Genomic DNA, 16,304 nt, shown 5'->3' with positions numbered 1-16,304 from the left:
TAGTGGGCTGCAGCTAGAAAGAAAGCATGTAAGCTATAAATCTCCATTTCGATGTTGTATAAGTAATACTTGTAGTACCGTCCTGAAGTTTTTAAAGTACCATCTCATTTTTTGCTACACCCGCTCTTATGAGCATATTTTTTATTTTATATCAGGATATTACAATGTCTAACATCGTATCAGGTACAGTTAAGTGGTTCAACGAGTCTAAAGGTTTTGGTTTCATCGAGCAAGAAAATGGCCCAGACGTTTTCGCACATTTCTCAGCAATCAAAAGCGAAGGTTTCAAAACTTTAGCTGAAGGCCAACGTGTAGAGTTCACTCTTTCACAAGGTCAAAAAGGTCCACAAGCTGATAACATCACAGCTGTATAATTTTACTTTTTAAGTAAAATGAAAAAAAGCGCTTAAGGCGCTTTTTTTGTGTCTGAAATTTGACTCAACCTAAGCTGCACCTATTATTAATGTAAGTTCATCAGTAGGTATCGTTATCATTAAATCCTTCCTTATACTTGTTTTTATATTTATCAGTCATTACGCACAGGCTGAAGGTTTCAAGCTCACGGTCTACACTGAGCACTTTTCGCCATACAATTTTGAAAACAAAGCGGGTCAACTTGTTGGCATAAATCTCGATATTGTAAAAGATGTATGCATTGCGTCAGACATTACCTGTGAATTTAAAATACTTCCTTGGAAACGTGCTTACAGCCTAGCCCAAAAAGATAAGCATTCAGGTATTATCTCTATCGCTAAAACATCTCAAAGAACGCCTATTTTTAATTGGGTAGGGCCTTTGGCATCCAGTGAAACATTTTTTTATAAACTTAAAAAAAATACTCAGTTAAAAATGAATAGCTTAAATGAAGCAAAGCAGTTTTCACTTGCTATCGTAAGAGGGGATATTTACGAATCCATAATTAAAAAAGTAGGGTTTGAAGCAGGTAAAAACCTTTTGTCCATAGGTGATGAAAAGCAATATATGCACTTGTTTTTAAATAGTAAAATAGATTTGATTTTAGGCTCTGAATACACCATTGGTTATCAACTTTCGCCTTTTGGGTATAGTGAAGACGATGTCGTTAGGCTGCAGGAATTACCATTACCTGAGATAGCAGGTAACTACATCGCGTTTAATAAATCAGTACCCAATTACATTGTAGAGCGTTTTAATAGGGAGTTTGAAAAGCTTAAAAAGAAGGATAACTTTTCGGCTTATAAAAAACGTTATAAGCGCTAATGTTAGTACCAGTAAGGCAGCCCTTTCTTTTGCTTTATTTTTAAAAATGCAGCTTGCAGTGATTCTATTAAATGCATATCTGTTTTTTTATTCGCAGCTAAATAAGCATCAATTGTTAGCTCATCTATTTTATAAATAAACTTTAAGTGTGCTGGTTTGAGCTTTAGATAATCACTCATCTGCTGCATATATAAAGGATCGTCTACAATTAAATCTACTTTTTTAGCGAGTAGTAAAGAGTATGACTTTTGAATATCAGAGGTTAAAACAACTTCAAACCCCAGTTTTGCGAGGGTTTGTGTTGAAAAATCATTGCGCTGCATAGCAATTTTGTACACTTTGGCTTGTTCAGTAGTGTTTATAATAAGATCATCTCGCTCTGATAGGCCAATAAAGCCTAGTTCAAAACGTCCGACAGGTCCTATCCAATAAAATTTGTCTTCTCGCTCTACAGTGCGTGCAAGGCTGTATATAAAGGTATTTTTAAGCTCATCTGCAATTTTATAAGCACGTGCCCAAGGGTACATTTGAATGTTAGGTGTTAGATCAGCCTCAGCAAATATATCCCTAATAAATTGAGTACCTTCACCTGCTACCTCACCATCAATCAACACCTGGTTTGGCGGTGCTAACTCTGTAACAACAAGGATGGGTTCTTTTGCTTGAACATACACAGAGCAAATTAAAAAAAGAGAATAAAGAATATATTTCACAATAGCGGATCGTTAGTCGGTTAGCTTAAGTAATATAAGTGTGGCTGAAAATACGAAAAACACAAAAAATATTTATGTGACTTTGTTACTAAGATATTGGTTTATTTGAGTTATATATAACCATAAATAAGGTTAAATAGCTTAAAGGTGGGGGAGTGTATAAATGTGGAAGGCCTAAAACGATAAAAGGGCCTTGCGGCCCTTGGTGAAGTATCGTTCAAGTCAGATAGAGCTTTAACCCCTTAAAGCGCTATCCTCTTGTTTTGCAACACCGGTGTTCATCTCAATAAGTTTCTAAGCTAGCGAGAGGAAAAACCCAGCAATTGCTGCGCTCATAAGGTTAGCCATAGATCCTGCTAACACTGCTCTGAGCCCTAAGCGTGCGATATCCTTCCGCCGACTAGGCGCCATACCGCCTAACCCACCTAGTAAAATGGCTATCGATGATAAGTTAGCAAAGCCACATAGAGCAAAAGTAACAATTGCTTGTGTGTGCGCGCTTAACGTATCGCGATAATTTATAAAGTCTAAGTAAGCAACAAACTCGTTCACTACTATCTTTTGACCAATAAAGCTGCCGGCTATAATTGCTTCATCCCATGGCACACCTAGTAACCATGCAACAGGAGCAAATACATAACCTAATATTTCTTGAAGCGTTAATGTTGGGTAATCAAACCACCCACCAATACCACCTAATAAACCGTTTAGTAGTGCAATTAGCGCTACAAAAGCAAGTAACATTGCACCTACATTAAGTGCTAAATGCATACCGTTTGCTGCACCTGATGCAGCTGCATCAATTACATTTACAGGCTTATCTTCGTCATCTAAATCTAAATCAGCTAAGTTATCTTTAGGCGTTTCAGTTTCTGGCACAATCATCTTGGCCATTAAAAAACCACCTGGAGCAGCCATAAAGCTCGCTGCTATTAAATACTTAAGATCTACGCCAATAATAACGTAACCGGCCATTACAGAGCCTGCCACAGTGGCTAAGCCACCTACCATCACTGCAAACAATTCCGATTTAGTCATTGTTGCTATAAATGGCTTAACTATTAGCGGTGCTTCAGTTTGGCCAACAAAAATATTTGCTGTCGCTGAAAGCGATTCTGTGCGAGAGGTTTTCAATAATTTTTGTAAACCGCCGCCTAAAATCCTAATTATCCAATCCATGATGCCAAGGTGATACAACACAGCAACAAGTGCTGAGAAAAACACGATAACGGGCAAAACTTGAATCGCAAAAATAAAACCTAATGTGTCTTGTGAGGCAAGTGGGCCAAACAAAAACCCAATACCGTCGTTTGCATAACCAATAACCGACGATACGGCTGCTGACATGCTCGTTAACACATTTTTTCCTGCTTCAAAAAACAGGACAAAACCGCCAATAACAACTTGCATCGCAAATGCTATACCAACGGTTCTTAAATTAATTGCCTTGCGATTAGTTGATGCCGCAAAGGCAATGCTTAGTAGCACACACATGCCCACTAAGCTCATAAATGTTGTCATACAAATGTTTCCCGTTGTTATTCTTGTAGTAAATATTTTATCTTACTTTTTATTATATCAATCGCAACGCGGTTCATACCGCCTCGAGTCACAACTAAATCTGCGTTATGCTTAGAAGGCTCAATAAATTGATAAAACATCGGTCTAACAGTTGCTTGATACTGCTCAACAACAGATTGTAATGTTCTGCCTCGTTGCTCCATATCACGTTGCATACGACGCATTAAGCAAATATCTAAAGGCGTATCTATAAACACCTTAATATCAAATTCTTTATTAAGCGCTTTGTCACTCAATAATAAAATACCTTCAACAATGAGTATTTTAGCAGCAGGCACTCGGCGAGTTTTCTCGCTACGTGTATGCTGTGCATAATCATACGTTGGTACTTCAACTGAATTTCCACTACGAAGCTGTGTTAAATGCTCAAGCATTAACGCATGTTCAAATGCATCAGGATGGTCGTAATTCGTTTGCGTACGATGCGCCATCGGTAAATGCGACTGATCCTTGTAGTAAGCATCTTCTTCAATAATGGCGATAGCGCCTGGTTCAAGCTCATTAACCAATTCATTGTATATAGTTTGGCTAAAAAGAGATTTGCCCGACGCAGACGCGCCTGCAATAGCTATAATAGTAGTTCGTGTCACTAAAGTTCTCACCCACACAGAAGGATATATTGTTGGTAGATCACAATAGCAAAAAAGACACGATTAATCTCTTTTGCTTCGCTTAAGAATGCAAATTTATAATGTTTAGGTTTTATGAAACAGGACTTTTGTCCTGTACGGAAAAATCGATCAGCGGATAAAGTAACCACCTAGAATCAAAGTGAGGTCAAAATGGCAAGAGCAATTATCTTAATGGCAGATAGCCTAGGAATCGGTGCAGCACCAGATGCAGATAAATTCGGCGATCTTGGGGCTAATACATTCGCTCACTTACTAAAAGCATATTACGACGAAACAGGCGCTGCATTATCGCTTCCTAACCTATCAAAACTTGGGTTAGTGGATGCATGTGAAGCTGCCGGTGGAGAACCGTGTTTAATTTCAGACCGCCAAGCTTCTCAAGGGGCATGGGGTTACGCTAAAGAATTATCTAGCGGAAAAGACACGCCATCAGGTCATTGGGAAATGGCAGGAGTACCTGTGTTATTTGATTGGGGATATTTCCCAAAAACACAGCCAAGTTTCCCACAAGAATTTATAGACGAGTTTATAGCTCGTACTGGTATTCCTGGCATTTTAGGCAACTGCCATGCATCGGGAACAACCATTTTAGAACAGCTAGGTGAAGAGCACGTAAAAACAGGTAAACCAATCTGTTACACCTCAGCTGATAGCGTGTTTCAAATAGCCGCGCATGAAGAGTCATTCGGCCTAGAGAAGCTTTATCAAGTTTGCGAAATCGCACGGGCGCTACTTGATGAAATGAATATAGGACGAGTGATTGCGCGGCCATTTTTGGGTTCAAATAGCCAAGACTTTGCTCGAACGGGTAATCGTCGCGACTATTCAGTGCTTCCGCCAGCACCAACATTGCTAGATGTGTTAGCAAAAGACGGCGGCGAAGTAATTAGTATTGGTAAAATTTCAGATATTTACGCGCATCAGGGCATAACCCAAAAGCATAAAGCACCTGGGCTTATGAACTTGCTAGAAAAAACCAGCGAAGTAATGAAAAGCGCACCAGATCATAGCTTAATCTTTACTAACCTAGTTGATTTTGATGAAAAATTTGGTCATCGCCGTAACCCAGTAGGTTATGCAAAAGCATTAAAAGAATTTGATGACTATTTACCAACTATACTAAAGCAGTTAAACGCAGATGACATATTAATGATCACTGCAGATCACGGTTGTGACCCAACCTTTCCAGGTTCTGAGCACACTCGCGAATACGTACCGGTTATTGCATATAAACCAGGTATGAGTAACACACCACTAGGTGAACGCAACAGCTTTGCAGATATCGGTCAAACACTGGCACAGTGGTTTAACTTATCTGCGCTTGATTACGGCGACAGCTTTTTAAATGAGCTAACAACGCCAAATAAAAAGGAAAACAATTAATGAGTACTCCGCATATCAGTGCAAACGTTGGTGATTTCGCCGAAACAGTATTAATGCCAGGCGATCCGCTACGTGCGCAATATATTGCTGAAAACTTTTTAGATGATGCAGTACAAGTTACAGGTGTTCGTAACATGTACGGTTTCACTGGTACTTACAAAGGTAAGCCAGTAAGCATCATGGGTTCAGGCATGGGCATTCCATCAATGTCTATTTATGCACGTGAGCTAATTGTAAGCTTTGGCGTTAAAAATATTATACGTATTGGTACGTGTGGTGGTATTGGCACAGATATCAAAATCCGTGACGTAATTTTTGCACAAGGTGCAAGCACAGATTCAAATGTAAACCGAGCACGTGTTCGTGGCTACGATTTTGCTGCTATTGCTAACTTTGACCTACTTTTAAACGGTGTAAACGCCGCTAAAGAGCTAGGAATAGAGGCAAAAGTAGGTAACGTATTTACAACCGACACTTTCTACCAAGCAGACGACTCGTTCTATAAAGACTTAGACAAGTTAGGCATGCTAGCAGTAGATATGGAAACAGCCGGTTTATATGGCGTTGCAGCTGAATACGGCGCAAATGCAATGGCATTATTTACAGTAAGTGACCACGTAATCACCGGTGAAGCAACACCTGCTGATGAGCGTCAAAGCACGTTTAACGAAATGGTTAAAATTGCATTAGAGTCAATAGCTTAAATAATACATAACAGTTCCTTGGTAACGTATTCACTAAGTTTTGGAGACACGCCCAAAGTGAAGTGAGACTAACCTCCAAAGCCGCATTTTATGCGGCTTTTTTTATGCCTGAAGAAAATGGGTAGCATTTAATTCAACCATCCTAAAAACTACGTTTTTAAACGCCTGCAAGCAGCGCGTCTACAGGTAAATTAAACTGCTGAGTGTAAGTTTCTCAGGTAGGCACTAAGCTTGCTCGCGCGAGAAGCACTTAAGCTAACTACTCTAAAAGCGCAGCATCTCTAAACCTATTTGTGTATAACAGCCCTAAAAAACAATATGCACGCAGAGAAGAAAAGGAGGAGCAAATGAGAAGAGCAAAACCAATGCTGACTCGGCATTATAAAAGTACAAGCGTTGCTTTAAAAGCTTGTAACCTGCGCGAATAGCTGTGTTTATACCAAGTTTAGAGTATGACTTGTTGCTCATGTTAGAAGCACAGTTTCTGATTGTTTTTATTATTTTAACTTCTAAGCTCTTCTCTAAAAGCGCAGCGTCTCTAAACCTCTTTGTGAATTAATCACTTTTGATCTTAGCTCTACGCTAGAGCTGAGTTTGTAGAGCGCAGTTAAGCTTCTAATTACACAACAAACTTTACCTTTAAAAACAAAAAAAGGGCCAAGGCCCTTTTTTATGGTGTTGCGCCTAATCATACAGGCCAAATTCTGAGTGCTTAAACAACTTCACCAGCCACTATCGTATTAAAGCTGTCGTTGTCATGCAGGCTTGCAAATGCGCTCTCATGTAATAATTCATTACGTAAGTTTGGAGAGTATTCAAGTGCCATTTTAATATCGGCTAAGGCATCAGCATGCTTATGTGTTAGTGCATAAGCACATGCTCGTTGCCAATAGGCATAACCATAGTCACTATCTATATCAATAGCTTGATTACACAGCTCAATGGCTTGTGCTGTTTCATTAATTTCTAGTAGTGCATCGGCTTTATAAGCAATGGCTTCAACATCTTCAGGTTTGCGATTGAGTATTTCATCAAAAATTTCAATTTTATTTGCAAAATCACTTTCTAGGTTTGCGCGCATCCACAACGAATGAACTTCGTTAGTCACCGATATGCGCTCTTGGTTGCTGAGTATTTCTTCTGAGCGAACGCGTAGTTTTTCTTCAAGAATTTTTAATCGGTCTTCATACTCGTCTGTAATTACACTCACACGCGTATTTACAATATCTTCTACTTTGTTTTTAACATCGCGCAACGAGTTCCAACCCACTAAAACTAAAATCGACGCCGTAGCGGTAATTATAAAAAACACATTATTAATGGTATCTGTAGTGTACGTTAATGCGCGATCGGCAGTATCAAGCTGCGCATGAGTAACCTGCTTAGTTACATCTTCACGAAGCTTTTGCTGATCTTGCCTAACTGCTTTTAGCTCATCTAATATGTAGCGCTCCATTAGCGGCTTATACATAGGCTCTTTGAGTTGTTGAAGAGCTTGTTGCTCTTGTTGTGCTGTAGGTGAAGCTGGTTGCTTTTCAGCAGAGTTCACTATGCCTGAAAACAAATTTAAACAAACAAAAAGTACAGATAGGTAATAACGCATTGGTACGCCTAATTAAATTAATTACTGTAATAACTTTAACATGCAGGGCTTAATGGCACTAGGGCGTGTTGTTCTTTGTGGATTAAAATTGACCTAATTTAGATAGGAGCAATAGTTGTAAAATTTATTTAGCCTAGTGAGCTTAGCAATAATAGGGTAAAGCGTGAGCATATTACCCATGCTCAGGTAATTTGAGTAAAAATAGGCAAAAAAAAACCAGCTCAAGGTGAGCTGGCAAAAACTGCTTAAAACAACAATATGTCGTAGGGATTCACAGGAGAACAACTTCATACTAACTGAATCTTTATGAACAAATACTTAATTCAATTCAACTAGTTAAAAATATAAGAATACTCAAAGTATTCGGTTTATAAAGTAAAGGTGCATTGGGCTTAAGTAATGCACCTTTATCATTATAACTATCTAACTACAATTTCATGGTGAAGGGGGGTATTCCAATGTGCGCTTTAGTAAACTAAAGCCACTTTCAAACCCTTCATATACTATTACGCCGAAATTTTTCAATTCGATCACAGGTCTAGTAAAAAGATTAAGGTTAATTCACCGATTTTGAATTTTTATTTTGCGTAATGCTTTATATGCGCGCCATCTGACTTTTTTACTATTATTTTAAACGCCACTTTAAGCCTATTGTTAAATACATCGTTAACGTAAGGGCAATCAAAAATATAAATTGGAGCAATCGTTTTAAATAGTATGTTGAGGCTGGCGTAGCATAATTTATACGCCTATATTAAGGATACGTAAGCACTTAGGTAGGCACGCTGAGTAAAAAGTAAGCCTATTAAATAAAAATAACCGTTACTTTTTAAAAAGTTATAAACACATAAGCAATAATACTGATTGATTAAGTATTTTACTTTTCTATTTTAAGGATTTCACAATGAGCAAGCCAACAGCGGGTAAATGCCCTGTTATGCACGGTAGTAATTCAGTTGTTTCTAAAGTAAACACCGATTGGTGGCCAAACACACTCAACTTAGACATTCTTCATCAACACGATACTAAATCAAATCCATACGGCACTAATTTTAACTACGCAGAAGAATTTAAATCTCTAGATTTAGACGAAGTAAAAGCCGACTTAAAAACCTTTATGACCGACAGCCAAGATTGGTGGCCTGCCGATTGGGGCCATTACGGTGGTTTAATGATTCGTATGGCATGGCACTCAGCGGGTACGTACCGTTTATCTGATGGTCGTGGTGGCGCAAGTACCGGTAACCAACGTTTCTCGCCTTTAAATTCATGGCCAGATAACGCAAGCTTAGATAAAGCACGCAGACTTTTATGGCCACTTAAGAAAAAATACGGTAACAAACTCTCATGGGCCGATTTATTTATTCTTGCTGGTAATATGGCATACGAATCAATGGGTCTTAAAATTTATGGTTTTGCGGGCGGCCGTGAAGACATTTGGCATCCAGAAAAAGATATTTACTGGGGTGCAGAAAAAGAATGGTTAGCACCAAGTGATGAACGCTACGACAATGTAGAAAAACCAGACACCATGGAAAACCCATTAGCCGCAGTACAAATGGGCCTAATTTACGTTAACCCTGAAGGTGTTAATGGTATACCAGATCCACAAAAAACGGCAGATCACGTACGTGAAACATTTGCTCGCATGGCAATGGACGATGAAGAAACCGCAGCGCTAACAGTGGGCGGCCATACAGTAGGTAAAACTCACGGTAATGGTAAAGCAGAGCACTTAGGTCCAGAGCCAGAAGCAGCAGACGTACACGAGCAAGGTTTAGGTTGGAACAGCACCAAAGAAGGCGGCTTTGGTCGTCATACTGTAACTTCAGGCCTTGAAGGCGCATGGACCACACACCCAACTACATGGGATAACGGATACTGCCACTTACTTTTAAATTACGAATGGGAACTCACTAAAAGCCCAGCTGGCGCTCATCAGTGGGAACCTGTAAATATTAAAGAAGAAGACAAACCAGTAGACGTAGAAGATCCATCAATTCGTTTAAACCCAATGATGACCGATGCCGATATGGCCATGAAAGTGGACCCTGCGTACCGTAAAATAATTGAGCGTTTTTATAACGACTTTGAATACTTCTCTGATGTATTTGCACGCGCATGGTTTAAGCTAACTCACCGCGATTTAGGTCCTAAAGCATGTTACTTAGGTAAAGATGTACCAAGCGAAGACCTAATTTGGCAAGATCCTATTCCAGCAGTTGATTACACATTATCAGACGATGAAATCACAAGCTTAAAAGCACAGCTACTTGATTGCGGTGTAAGTGCAAGTGATTTAATAAATACAGCGTGGGATAGTGCACGTACGTATCGTGGTTCTGATAAACGCGGTGGCGCAAATGGCGCACGTATTCGTTTAGCACCACAAAAAGATTGGCAAGGTAATGAGCCAGAGCGCTTAGCAAGTGTGCTTAGTGCCCTTGAAAAAGTACAGGCGGGTTTATCTAAGCCAGTAAGCATGGCTGATTTAATCGTTTTAGGTGGTACAGCGGCTGTAGAGCAAGCTGCAAAACAAGCCGGTGTTAATGTAACAGTACCATTTGCACCAGGACGAGGGGACGCAACAGACGAAATGACTGATGCAGAATCGTTCGATCCGCTTGAGCCTGTTCATGATGGATTTAGAAACTACCTTAAAAATGACTTTAGCGTATCCTCAGAAGAGCTATTGTTAGAGCGCAGCCAATTAATGGGCTTAACAGCACCAGAAATGACTGCACTTATGGGCGGCATGCGTGTACTAGGCACAAACTACGCAGGCACTAAACATGGCGTATTTACCGATAATGTAGGCACGCTATCTACCGACTTTTTTGTAAACCTAACCGACATGGCTAACAACTGGAAGCCACTAGAGCCAGGTATATATAATATTGTTGAGCGCAAAACAGGCACTATTAAATGGACTGCCACACGCGTAGATTTAGTGTTTGGTTCAAACTCTATTTTACGTGCCCTAAGTGAGTTTTATGCACAAGACGATAATAAAGAACGTTTTGTACATGACTTTGTAAATGCATGGGTAAAAGTAATGAACGCAGACAGGTTCGATCTTAAATAATCTGTACGTTAAATAAAAACGGGGGAGTATTGAATACTCCCCCGTTTTTTATGCGTTTTAATTTCACGGCTAGATAAGCCCGCTTTTTTTAAAGCAATAAAACTTATAAAAGTGCAAAAAGCTTTTGTAGTTGTGGCATATATTCGCTCACAAGTTCAAGGTTGTTTTCGCTTACTAAAGATTCTGTAGACTCCTCAGCTGCGCTTGACGATTTACCAAACGAACCCATTAATGAGCTAGCGCCTTTATCTTTAGCACTTTTCATACTTTGAAAACCGCCCATTACTTTATTAGCAGTTTCTTGGTTATCAGCCGAAAGGCCCGACTTAAGATTTTCGATATAAGCCATTGATACTTCAGAACCTACAGTTACTAGCTGCTCTGGCGTAAAACCGTAACGGTTTGTAACACTCGCAAAGCTTTTGTATAGGTCTTGTTCTTTAATCATGCTTAATGCACTGTTAGCTAAAGAGCTTTGTTCGTCAACACTTTGATCTGCAGAACCACCTAGCATACTTGCTAAATCTAAGTCTTTTAACGACTCTTGGCTGCTTGCCCAGCTAGTCACAGCTGGCAGTGCTTTCATATAGCTTTGAAGTTGACCTTCGTTAATATCCTCTGCAAGGCTTGAGAAACTCATCGCTAATAAGCTAAGTGATACAAGTATTTTTTTCATTGAGCATTTCCTAGTATTAAAGTAATGCCAATTAGAAGCTAATAAGCAACACTTGCCAACACAAAATAAAATATTGGCTGATTTATAGTACAATTTATGAGAATTTATTTAAGTTCTAAGAATTTAGTTGATTCACCACAAGCTAATGTACTGATGATATAATGTATTTTTGACAAATAGAGCTGAACACAATGTTAACAATTTCAAATACTGTCACTATCGATGAATGGGAACTAGAGCTCACAGCTATTCGTTCGCAAGGTGCCGGTGGTCAAAATGTTAATAAAGTAGCAAGTGCAATTCATTTACGTTTTGACATTAACCGCTCTAAATTACCTGACTTCTACAAAGAACGCTTACTTGCATTAAATGATACAAGAATTACCAAAGACGGCGTCTTAATCATTAAAGCGCAAAGCCACCGTACCCAAGAGCTAAACAGAGAAGATGCCCTTAAGCGTTTAAAGGATTTAATCCTTAGTGCTACGGTAGTTAATAAAGCGCGTCGAGCCACCAAGCCCAGCCGTAATTCACAGCGAAAGCGCATGGACAAAAAAACCAAGCATGGGCAAAACAAAGCGCTACGCGGCAGCATAAAGTTTTAGCTTTAAATGATATTAATAAAGTAGATAAGGGGCTTGATATTTACATGCATGCACTATTTTTACACCGTATTGCTTGTATAAAAATATAAGTGAGGGTTAGCCTCACTTATAATAACTATTAATATTTACTTAGCCATCTCTAAATCAGATTCTGCATCTGCCAACATTGCAAACTCTTCATCAGCGCTTTTAGCAACTAAGTGTTTTGAGCTGTAGCCAAAGTAATATACGGCGCCCACAATAAACAGCATTATAGTGTATAAAAATGCACGAGGGTCGAACGCATACACACCGGTTAATGCTATAAGCGAAAGCACTAAAGCGATACTTGAAGTTACTACGCCCCCTGGGGTTTTATACGGGCGAGGTAAATCAGGTTGTTTAACGCGTAGCAAAATATGGCTCAGCGCCATTAATGCATACGATACAGTTGCACCTACTACAGCCATTGCAAGTATTAAATCACCCTCGCCACTAAGTGATACTAAAAAACCAAATACGGCAGGTACAATCAACGCACGTGCTGGCACTTTGCGATTAGTTGTAATCGACAACGAACGCGATAAATATCCGGCTCTAGATAAAGCAAACACTAAGCGACTATAACCATAAATAATAGAGAAAAACGAAGCAACTAAACCCGCAAGCCCTAATATATTTACTACAGTTGCTAAGCCCTCACTACCCGATGCATTTAATGCATCAACCAAAGGTACAGCACTTGCGCCCATTGCAGCAGCACCGCCAGCGCCAGGCACTAAAACAACAACTAAAAAAGCAGTAAATAACAAAAAGATCATTGCACCAATAATGCCTTTTGGCACATCTTTAGCGGGATCTTTTGCCTCTTCTGCAGCAAGCGGTACACCTTCCACCGCTAAAAATAACCACATGGCAAACGGTAATGCAGCCCAAACCCCGTACCAACCTAAAGGTAAAAACTCACTGGCTCCCACTGCATCGGTTACGGGGACGTCAAATAAGCGTGATGCATCAAAATTTGTAATTAAAACAAAAGCCGTTGCAATAATAGCTAATACTGCTAAACCACTTATTACCATCATTACTTTAAGTGCTTCTCCTACGCCTGCTAAATGAATTCCCACAAATAGTAAGTAAAATAATGCATATACCCATGGTCCATTAAATCCGGTAAGGGCTTCAACTGCAGAGCCTATAAAAATAACAATAGCAGCGGGTGCTAAGGCGTATTCAATTAATACCGCAAGCCCGGTTAAATAGCCTCCCGCAGGCCCCATAGCTTGGCGCGCAAAACTATAACCACCGCCTGCTGCAGGTATTGCAGCTGACATTTCAGCAAGCGACAATACCAGCGCTAAATACATAACTGCCATTAACACTGCAGCAATGGCAAAGCCACCCCAACCCGCTTCGGCAATACCAAAGTTCCAACCTGCAAAGTCACCCGATATTACATACGACACACCCAAACCTGCGAGTAATAACCACCCCGCAGTACCTCGTTTTAACTGTCTTTTAGCAAGGTACTCTGTATTATTAGTAGACATAACCCTTCTCCGTTGATGTTTAGTTTTTATTGTTTTATTTCATGTGTTTTTAATTAAAATTACTCAGCAATTAAAAAGTTAGTGGTTGAAACCTGATGCTCAATTACATCGTCTTGTGTACGGTCTTTTAAATTAACCCCAGTTAGTTTTAGTTTTTTAGCTTCACGTAATAAGTACAGCGCACGCCTAGCCGCTTCTGTATAAGGTAGGCCTGCTGGGCGAATATTCGATATGCAATTACGACATGCATCGTTAAGTCCTGTTTTAGGCTCCCATGTTAAATACAAGCCAAGGCTATCTGGCGAACTAAGTCCTGGGCGCTCTCCTATTAACACCATAACCACCTGCGCATTTAGCAACTCACCTATATCGTCGCCAATTGCTACTCGACCTTGTTCAACCAAAGTAATGGGGGCAATTTTAAATTGCTTGTCTGTTGTAAGGTGCGCTAATAGCTCTGTTATAAATGGGCATGCATTTTTTTGTACCGCTAACGAGGAGAGTCCATCAACCACTACAATCGCTAAATCGTATTTAGCCTGTGTAGTGTGCTTTAGTTTATTCATATAGCTGAGAAGTATTTGCCTACCATTTTCATCAAGCTTGCGGCCTAAATCAGGTCGCTGAAGGTAAGTAACCCTGTCAACAGCTTGGCTGTGTAAATGCAGGGGAGGGGCAACATCTTTTAATACGCTAATACTGCCTAGTTGCTCAGTCATTTCGTTAATATCAAGCGGAAAACTCACTGCATCGCGCGCTTGTGCATGAGATAGCTGAAAAGCCAGCATTTCTGAGGTTGGCAAACTTATACCGGCGCGGCCAAGACCAATACGCGCATCGGTAAAGCGGCGTAAATCACTCCAAGGGTTGTGCACTACATTACCGTTATTTTTATGCTCGTTTACTGAGTTATCTAAAGGAGTGCTCTGTTTTGAACTTGATTTCATGAGCCACCTCCAGTAATTGCACCCAGAGGTTTGGCAAAAGCGGGAGGCAAAGTATCTGAAAGTGTAATATCGGAAGTGCTTTGCATAATTTTCATTTTGCTCAGCCATGCCTCAAACTCAGGGGCGGGTCTAGAGCCAAGAACACGACGAACATATAATGCATCATGAAACGACGTAGTTTGGTAATTAAGCATAATGTCGTCAGAGCCAGGTATTCCCATTACAAACGAGCAACCTGCAACGCCTAATAGCGTTAGCAAGTTATCCATATCGTTTTGATCGGCCTCTGCATGATTGGTGTAACACACGTCGCACCCCATCGGTATACCTAGTAACTTAGCGCAAAAATGATCCTCAAGTCCTGCTCGAGTAATTTCCTTACCATCAAACAAATATTCAGGGCCAATAAACCCCACCACGGTATTAACCAGTAACGGGTTAAACTTACGAGCAACGGCATAAGCGCGAGCTTCACACGTTTGCTGATCAAGCTCATGATGCGCATTTGCTGAAAGCGAACTGCCTTGCCCAGTTTCAAAATACATTACATTATTGCCAACAGTGCCGCGCTTTAAACTCAAAGCCGCATCTTGCGCTTCAGCTAAGGTATTTAAATTAAAACCAAAACTTGAATTAGTAGCCTCTGTGCCACCAATCGACTGAAATACTAAATCAACCGGTGCGCCAGCTTCTATACATTCAATGGTGTTAGTAACATGGGTGAGCACGCAGCTTTGGGTTGGTATGGCGTACTTTTGAATAACATCATCCATTAACGTCATTAATTTAATGGCTTGGGCAACGTTATCGGTTGCAGGGTTTATACCTATTACTGCATCGCCATTACCGTATAGCAAACCATCAAGCATGCATGCAGCAATACCATTAATATCGTCAGTTGGGTGATTTGGTTGTAAACGTGTAGATAAACGCCCGGGGAGGCCAATAGTATTTCTAAAAGCACTCGTAACATGGCACTTTTTAGCAATTAATATGAGATCTTGATTGCGCATTATTTTGCTAACAGCAGCAGCCATTTCCGGCGTAATACCTTGCCTTATACTTGCAAGTACAGCAGGTGTTGCAAAGTCACTTAAAAGCCAATTACGAAAATCGCCTACGGTTAAATGTGCAATAGCCATAAAGGCATTTGCATCGTGATCGTCAATAATTAAGCGTGTAATTTCGTCATCTTCGTAGGGAATAAGTACCTCATTTAAAAATGTTTTAAGAGGTATATCCGCCAATGTCATTTGTGCCACAGCACGTTCTTGTGCTGATTGTGCAATTACGCCCGCTAAGCGATCACCCGAACGCTGCGGTGTAGCTTTAGCCATTAACTGGGCTAAGTTCTTGAATTTATAAGTATGTGTACCTAAAGTGTAACTGTACGCTTGCCCCATGATTTACTCCACATAACTAATATGATCAACCTTGGTATAGGTTTTGCTGCATCTTTAGCTATAAATCAATATTGAATAGTTACAAGACAGCTTATTTTGTACCAAGTAACTATCGAATTTTGGCAAAAGATTATTTATTAAACCAATTCAATTGGTTACACACGCAAAGCGGTGTTAACTTAAGCATAATGAAAGTGTAACGAA

Annotated in this window: 14 protein-coding genes; 6 read left to right on the top strand and 8 right to left on the bottom strand. The window is 40.0% G+C overall.

Going from position 1 to position 16,304, the window contains the following annotated elements:
* Positions 1 to 164: 164 nt before the first annotated feature.
* Complete coding sequence (locus H5089_RS08110) at positions 165 to 374, top strand: cold-shock protein (protein ID WP_002959120.1); 210 nt, start codon at positions 165 to 167, stop codon at positions 372 to 374.
* Positions 375 to 456: 82 nt separating this feature from the next.
* Positions 457 to 1,239 carry a transporter substrate-binding domain-containing protein gene (locus H5089_RS08105; RefSeq protein WP_310735803.1) on the top strand — a complete coding sequence of 261 codons (783 nt, stop codon included), beginning with the start codon at positions 457 to 459 and terminating at the stop codon, positions 1,237 to 1,239.
* Positions 1,240 to 1,241: 2 nt separating this feature from the next.
* Here the strand turns inward: H5089_RS08105 and H5089_RS08100 are convergent, their stop codons facing one another.
* The 3 genes from H5089_RS08100 to udk form a co-directional block, all read right to left on the bottom strand.
* On the bottom strand, positions 1,242 to 1,952 hold the full coding sequence (locus H5089_RS08100; RefSeq protein WP_080945063.1) for an ABC transporter substrate-binding protein: 711 nt from the start codon (positions 1,950 to 1,952) through the stop codon (positions 1,242 to 1,244).
* Positions 1,953 to 2,246: 294 nt separating this feature from the next.
* Positions 2,247 to 3,473 carry a NupC/NupG family nucleoside CNT transporter gene (locus H5089_RS08095; RefSeq protein ID WP_039488805.1) on the bottom strand — a complete coding sequence of 409 codons (1,227 nt, stop codon included), beginning with the start codon at positions 3,471 to 3,473 and terminating at the stop codon, positions 2,247 to 2,249.
* A gap of 17 nt (positions 3,474 to 3,490) precedes the next feature.
* A complete protein-coding gene (gene udk, locus H5089_RS08090; RefSeq protein ID WP_024596281.1) occupies positions 3,491 to 4,123 on the bottom strand; it encodes a uridine kinase in 633 nt (210 codons plus the stop codon).
* A 192-nt stretch (positions 4,124 to 4,315) separates the two neighbouring features.
* On the opposite strand from udk, the gene H5089_RS08085 reads away from it, so the two are divergent.
* Both H5089_RS08085 and deoD read left to right on the top strand, forming a co-directional pair.
* Complete coding sequence (locus H5089_RS08085; RefSeq protein ID WP_024596282.1) at positions 4,316 to 5,548, top strand: phosphopentomutase; 1,233 nt, start codon at positions 4,316 to 4,318, stop codon at positions 5,546 to 5,548.
* Positions 5,548 to 6,252 (top strand): purine-nucleoside phosphorylase, encoded by a 705-nt coding sequence (gene deoD, locus H5089_RS08080; protein ID WP_024596283.1) that lies wholly within the window; start codon positions 5,548 to 5,550, stop codon positions 6,250 to 6,252. Before H5089_RS08085 ends, deoD begins: the two co-directional genes overlap by 1 nt.
* A gap of 712 nt (positions 6,253 to 6,964) precedes the next feature.
* On the opposite strand, the gene H5089_RS08075 is transcribed toward deoD, so the two are convergent.
* The gene (locus H5089_RS08075) at positions 6,965 to 7,855 is read right to left on the bottom strand and encodes a TPR end-of-group domain-containing protein (protein WP_024596284.1); all 891 of its coding nucleotides are present in this window, start codon (positions 7,853 to 7,855) and stop codon (positions 6,965 to 6,967) included.
* A gap of 904 nt (positions 7,856 to 8,759) precedes the next feature.
* Between H5089_RS08075 and katG the strand changes: the two genes are divergently transcribed.
* Positions 8,760 to 10,940 (top strand): catalase/peroxidase HPI, encoded by a 2,181-nt coding sequence (gene katG, locus H5089_RS08070; protein WP_182711943.1) that lies wholly within the window; start codon positions 8,760 to 8,762, stop codon positions 10,938 to 10,940.
* 103 nt (positions 10,941 to 11,043) lie between these two features.
* Here the strand turns inward: katG and H5089_RS08065 are convergent, their stop codons facing one another.
* Positions 11,044 to 11,616, bottom strand: coding sequence for a short-chain dehydrogenase (locus H5089_RS08065; RefSeq protein ID WP_182711942.1), 573 nt, complete (start codon positions 11,614 to 11,616; stop codon positions 11,044 to 11,046).
* Positions 11,617 to 11,807: 191 nt separating this feature from the next.
* Between H5089_RS08065 and arfB the strand changes: the two genes are divergently transcribed.
* Complete coding sequence (gene arfB, locus H5089_RS08060) at positions 11,808 to 12,221, top strand: alternative ribosome rescue aminoacyl-tRNA hydrolase ArfB (RefSeq protein WP_002959105.1); 414 nt, start codon at positions 11,808 to 11,810, stop codon at positions 12,219 to 12,221.
* A gap of 125 nt (positions 12,222 to 12,346) precedes the next feature.
* Here arfB and eat read toward each other — a convergent pair whose 3' ends face one another.
* The 3 genes from eat to H5089_RS08045 are packed head-to-tail and all read right to left on the bottom strand — an operon-like array spanning position 12,347 to position 16,100.
* Positions 12,347 to 13,750, bottom strand: a complete 1,404-nt coding sequence (gene eat, locus H5089_RS08055; RefSeq protein ID WP_138490161.1) for an ethanolamine permease — start codon at positions 13,748 to 13,750, stop codon at positions 12,347 to 12,349.
* A 59-nt stretch (positions 13,751 to 13,809) separates the two neighbouring features.
* A complete protein-coding gene (eutC, locus tag H5089_RS08050; RefSeq protein WP_182711941.1) occupies positions 13,810 to 14,697 on the bottom strand; it encodes an ethanolamine ammonia-lyase subunit EutC in 888 nt (295 codons plus the stop codon).
* Entirely contained in the window at positions 14,694 to 16,100 is a 1,407-nt protein-coding gene (locus tag H5089_RS08045) for an ethanolamine ammonia-lyase subunit EutB (RefSeq protein WP_182711940.1), read from the bottom strand. Before H5089_RS08045 ends, eutC begins: the two co-directional genes overlap by 4 nt.
* Between the last annotated feature and the right edge of the window lie 204 nt (positions 16,101 to 16,304).

The sequence above is a fragment of the Pseudoalteromonas sp. SR45-1 genome (assembly GCF_014163655.1).
Classification (GTDB): domain Bacteria; phylum Pseudomonadota; class Gammaproteobacteria; order Enterobacterales; family Alteromonadaceae; genus Pseudoalteromonas; species Pseudoalteromonas distincta.
Note: the sequence above shows the minus strand (reverse complement) of the source record. Positions and strands in the feature narration are given on the sequence as shown.

Excerpts from the sequence above, each read along its gene's own strand:
- H5089_RS08110 (WP_002959120.1), top strand. The coding sequence starts at position 165 with ATGTCTAACATCGTATCAGGTACAGTTAAGTGGTTCAACGAGTCTAAA.
- H5089_RS08095 (WP_039488805.1), bottom strand. The coding sequence starts at position 3,473 with ATGACAACATTTATGAGCTTAGTGGGCATGTGTGTGCTACTAAGCATT.
- H5089_RS08085 (WP_024596282.1), top strand. The coding sequence starts at position 4,316 with ATGGCAAGAGCAATTATCTTAATGGCAGATAGCCTAGGAATCGGTGCA.
- deoD (WP_024596283.1), top strand. The coding sequence starts at position 5,548 with ATGAGTACTCCGCATATCAGTGCAAACGTTGGTGATTTCGCCGAAACA.
- H5089_RS08075 (WP_024596284.1), bottom strand. The coding sequence starts at position 7,855 with ATGCGTTATTACCTATCTGTACTTTTTGTTTGTTTAAATTTGTTTTCA.
- katG (WP_182711943.1), top strand. The coding sequence starts at position 8,760 with ATGAGCAAGCCAACAGCGGGTAAATGCCCTGTTATGCACGGTAGTAAT.
- H5089_RS08065 (WP_182711942.1), bottom strand. The coding sequence starts at position 11,616 with ATGAAAAAAATACTTGTATCACTTAGCTTATTAGCGATGAGTTTCTCA.
- arfB (WP_002959105.1), top strand. The coding sequence starts at position 11,808 with ATGTTAACAATTTCAAATACTGTCACTATCGATGAATGGGAACTAGAG.
- eat (WP_138490161.1), bottom strand. The coding sequence starts at position 13,750 with ATGTCTACTAATAATACAGAGTACCTTGCTAAAAGACAGTTAAAACGA.
- eutC (WP_182711941.1), bottom strand. The coding sequence starts at position 14,697 with ATGAAATCAAGTTCAAAACAGAGCACTCCTTTAGATAACTCAGTAAAC.
- H5089_RS08045 (WP_182711940.1), bottom strand. The coding sequence starts at position 16,100 with ATGGGGCAAGCGTACAGTTACACTTTAGGTACACATACTTATAAATTC.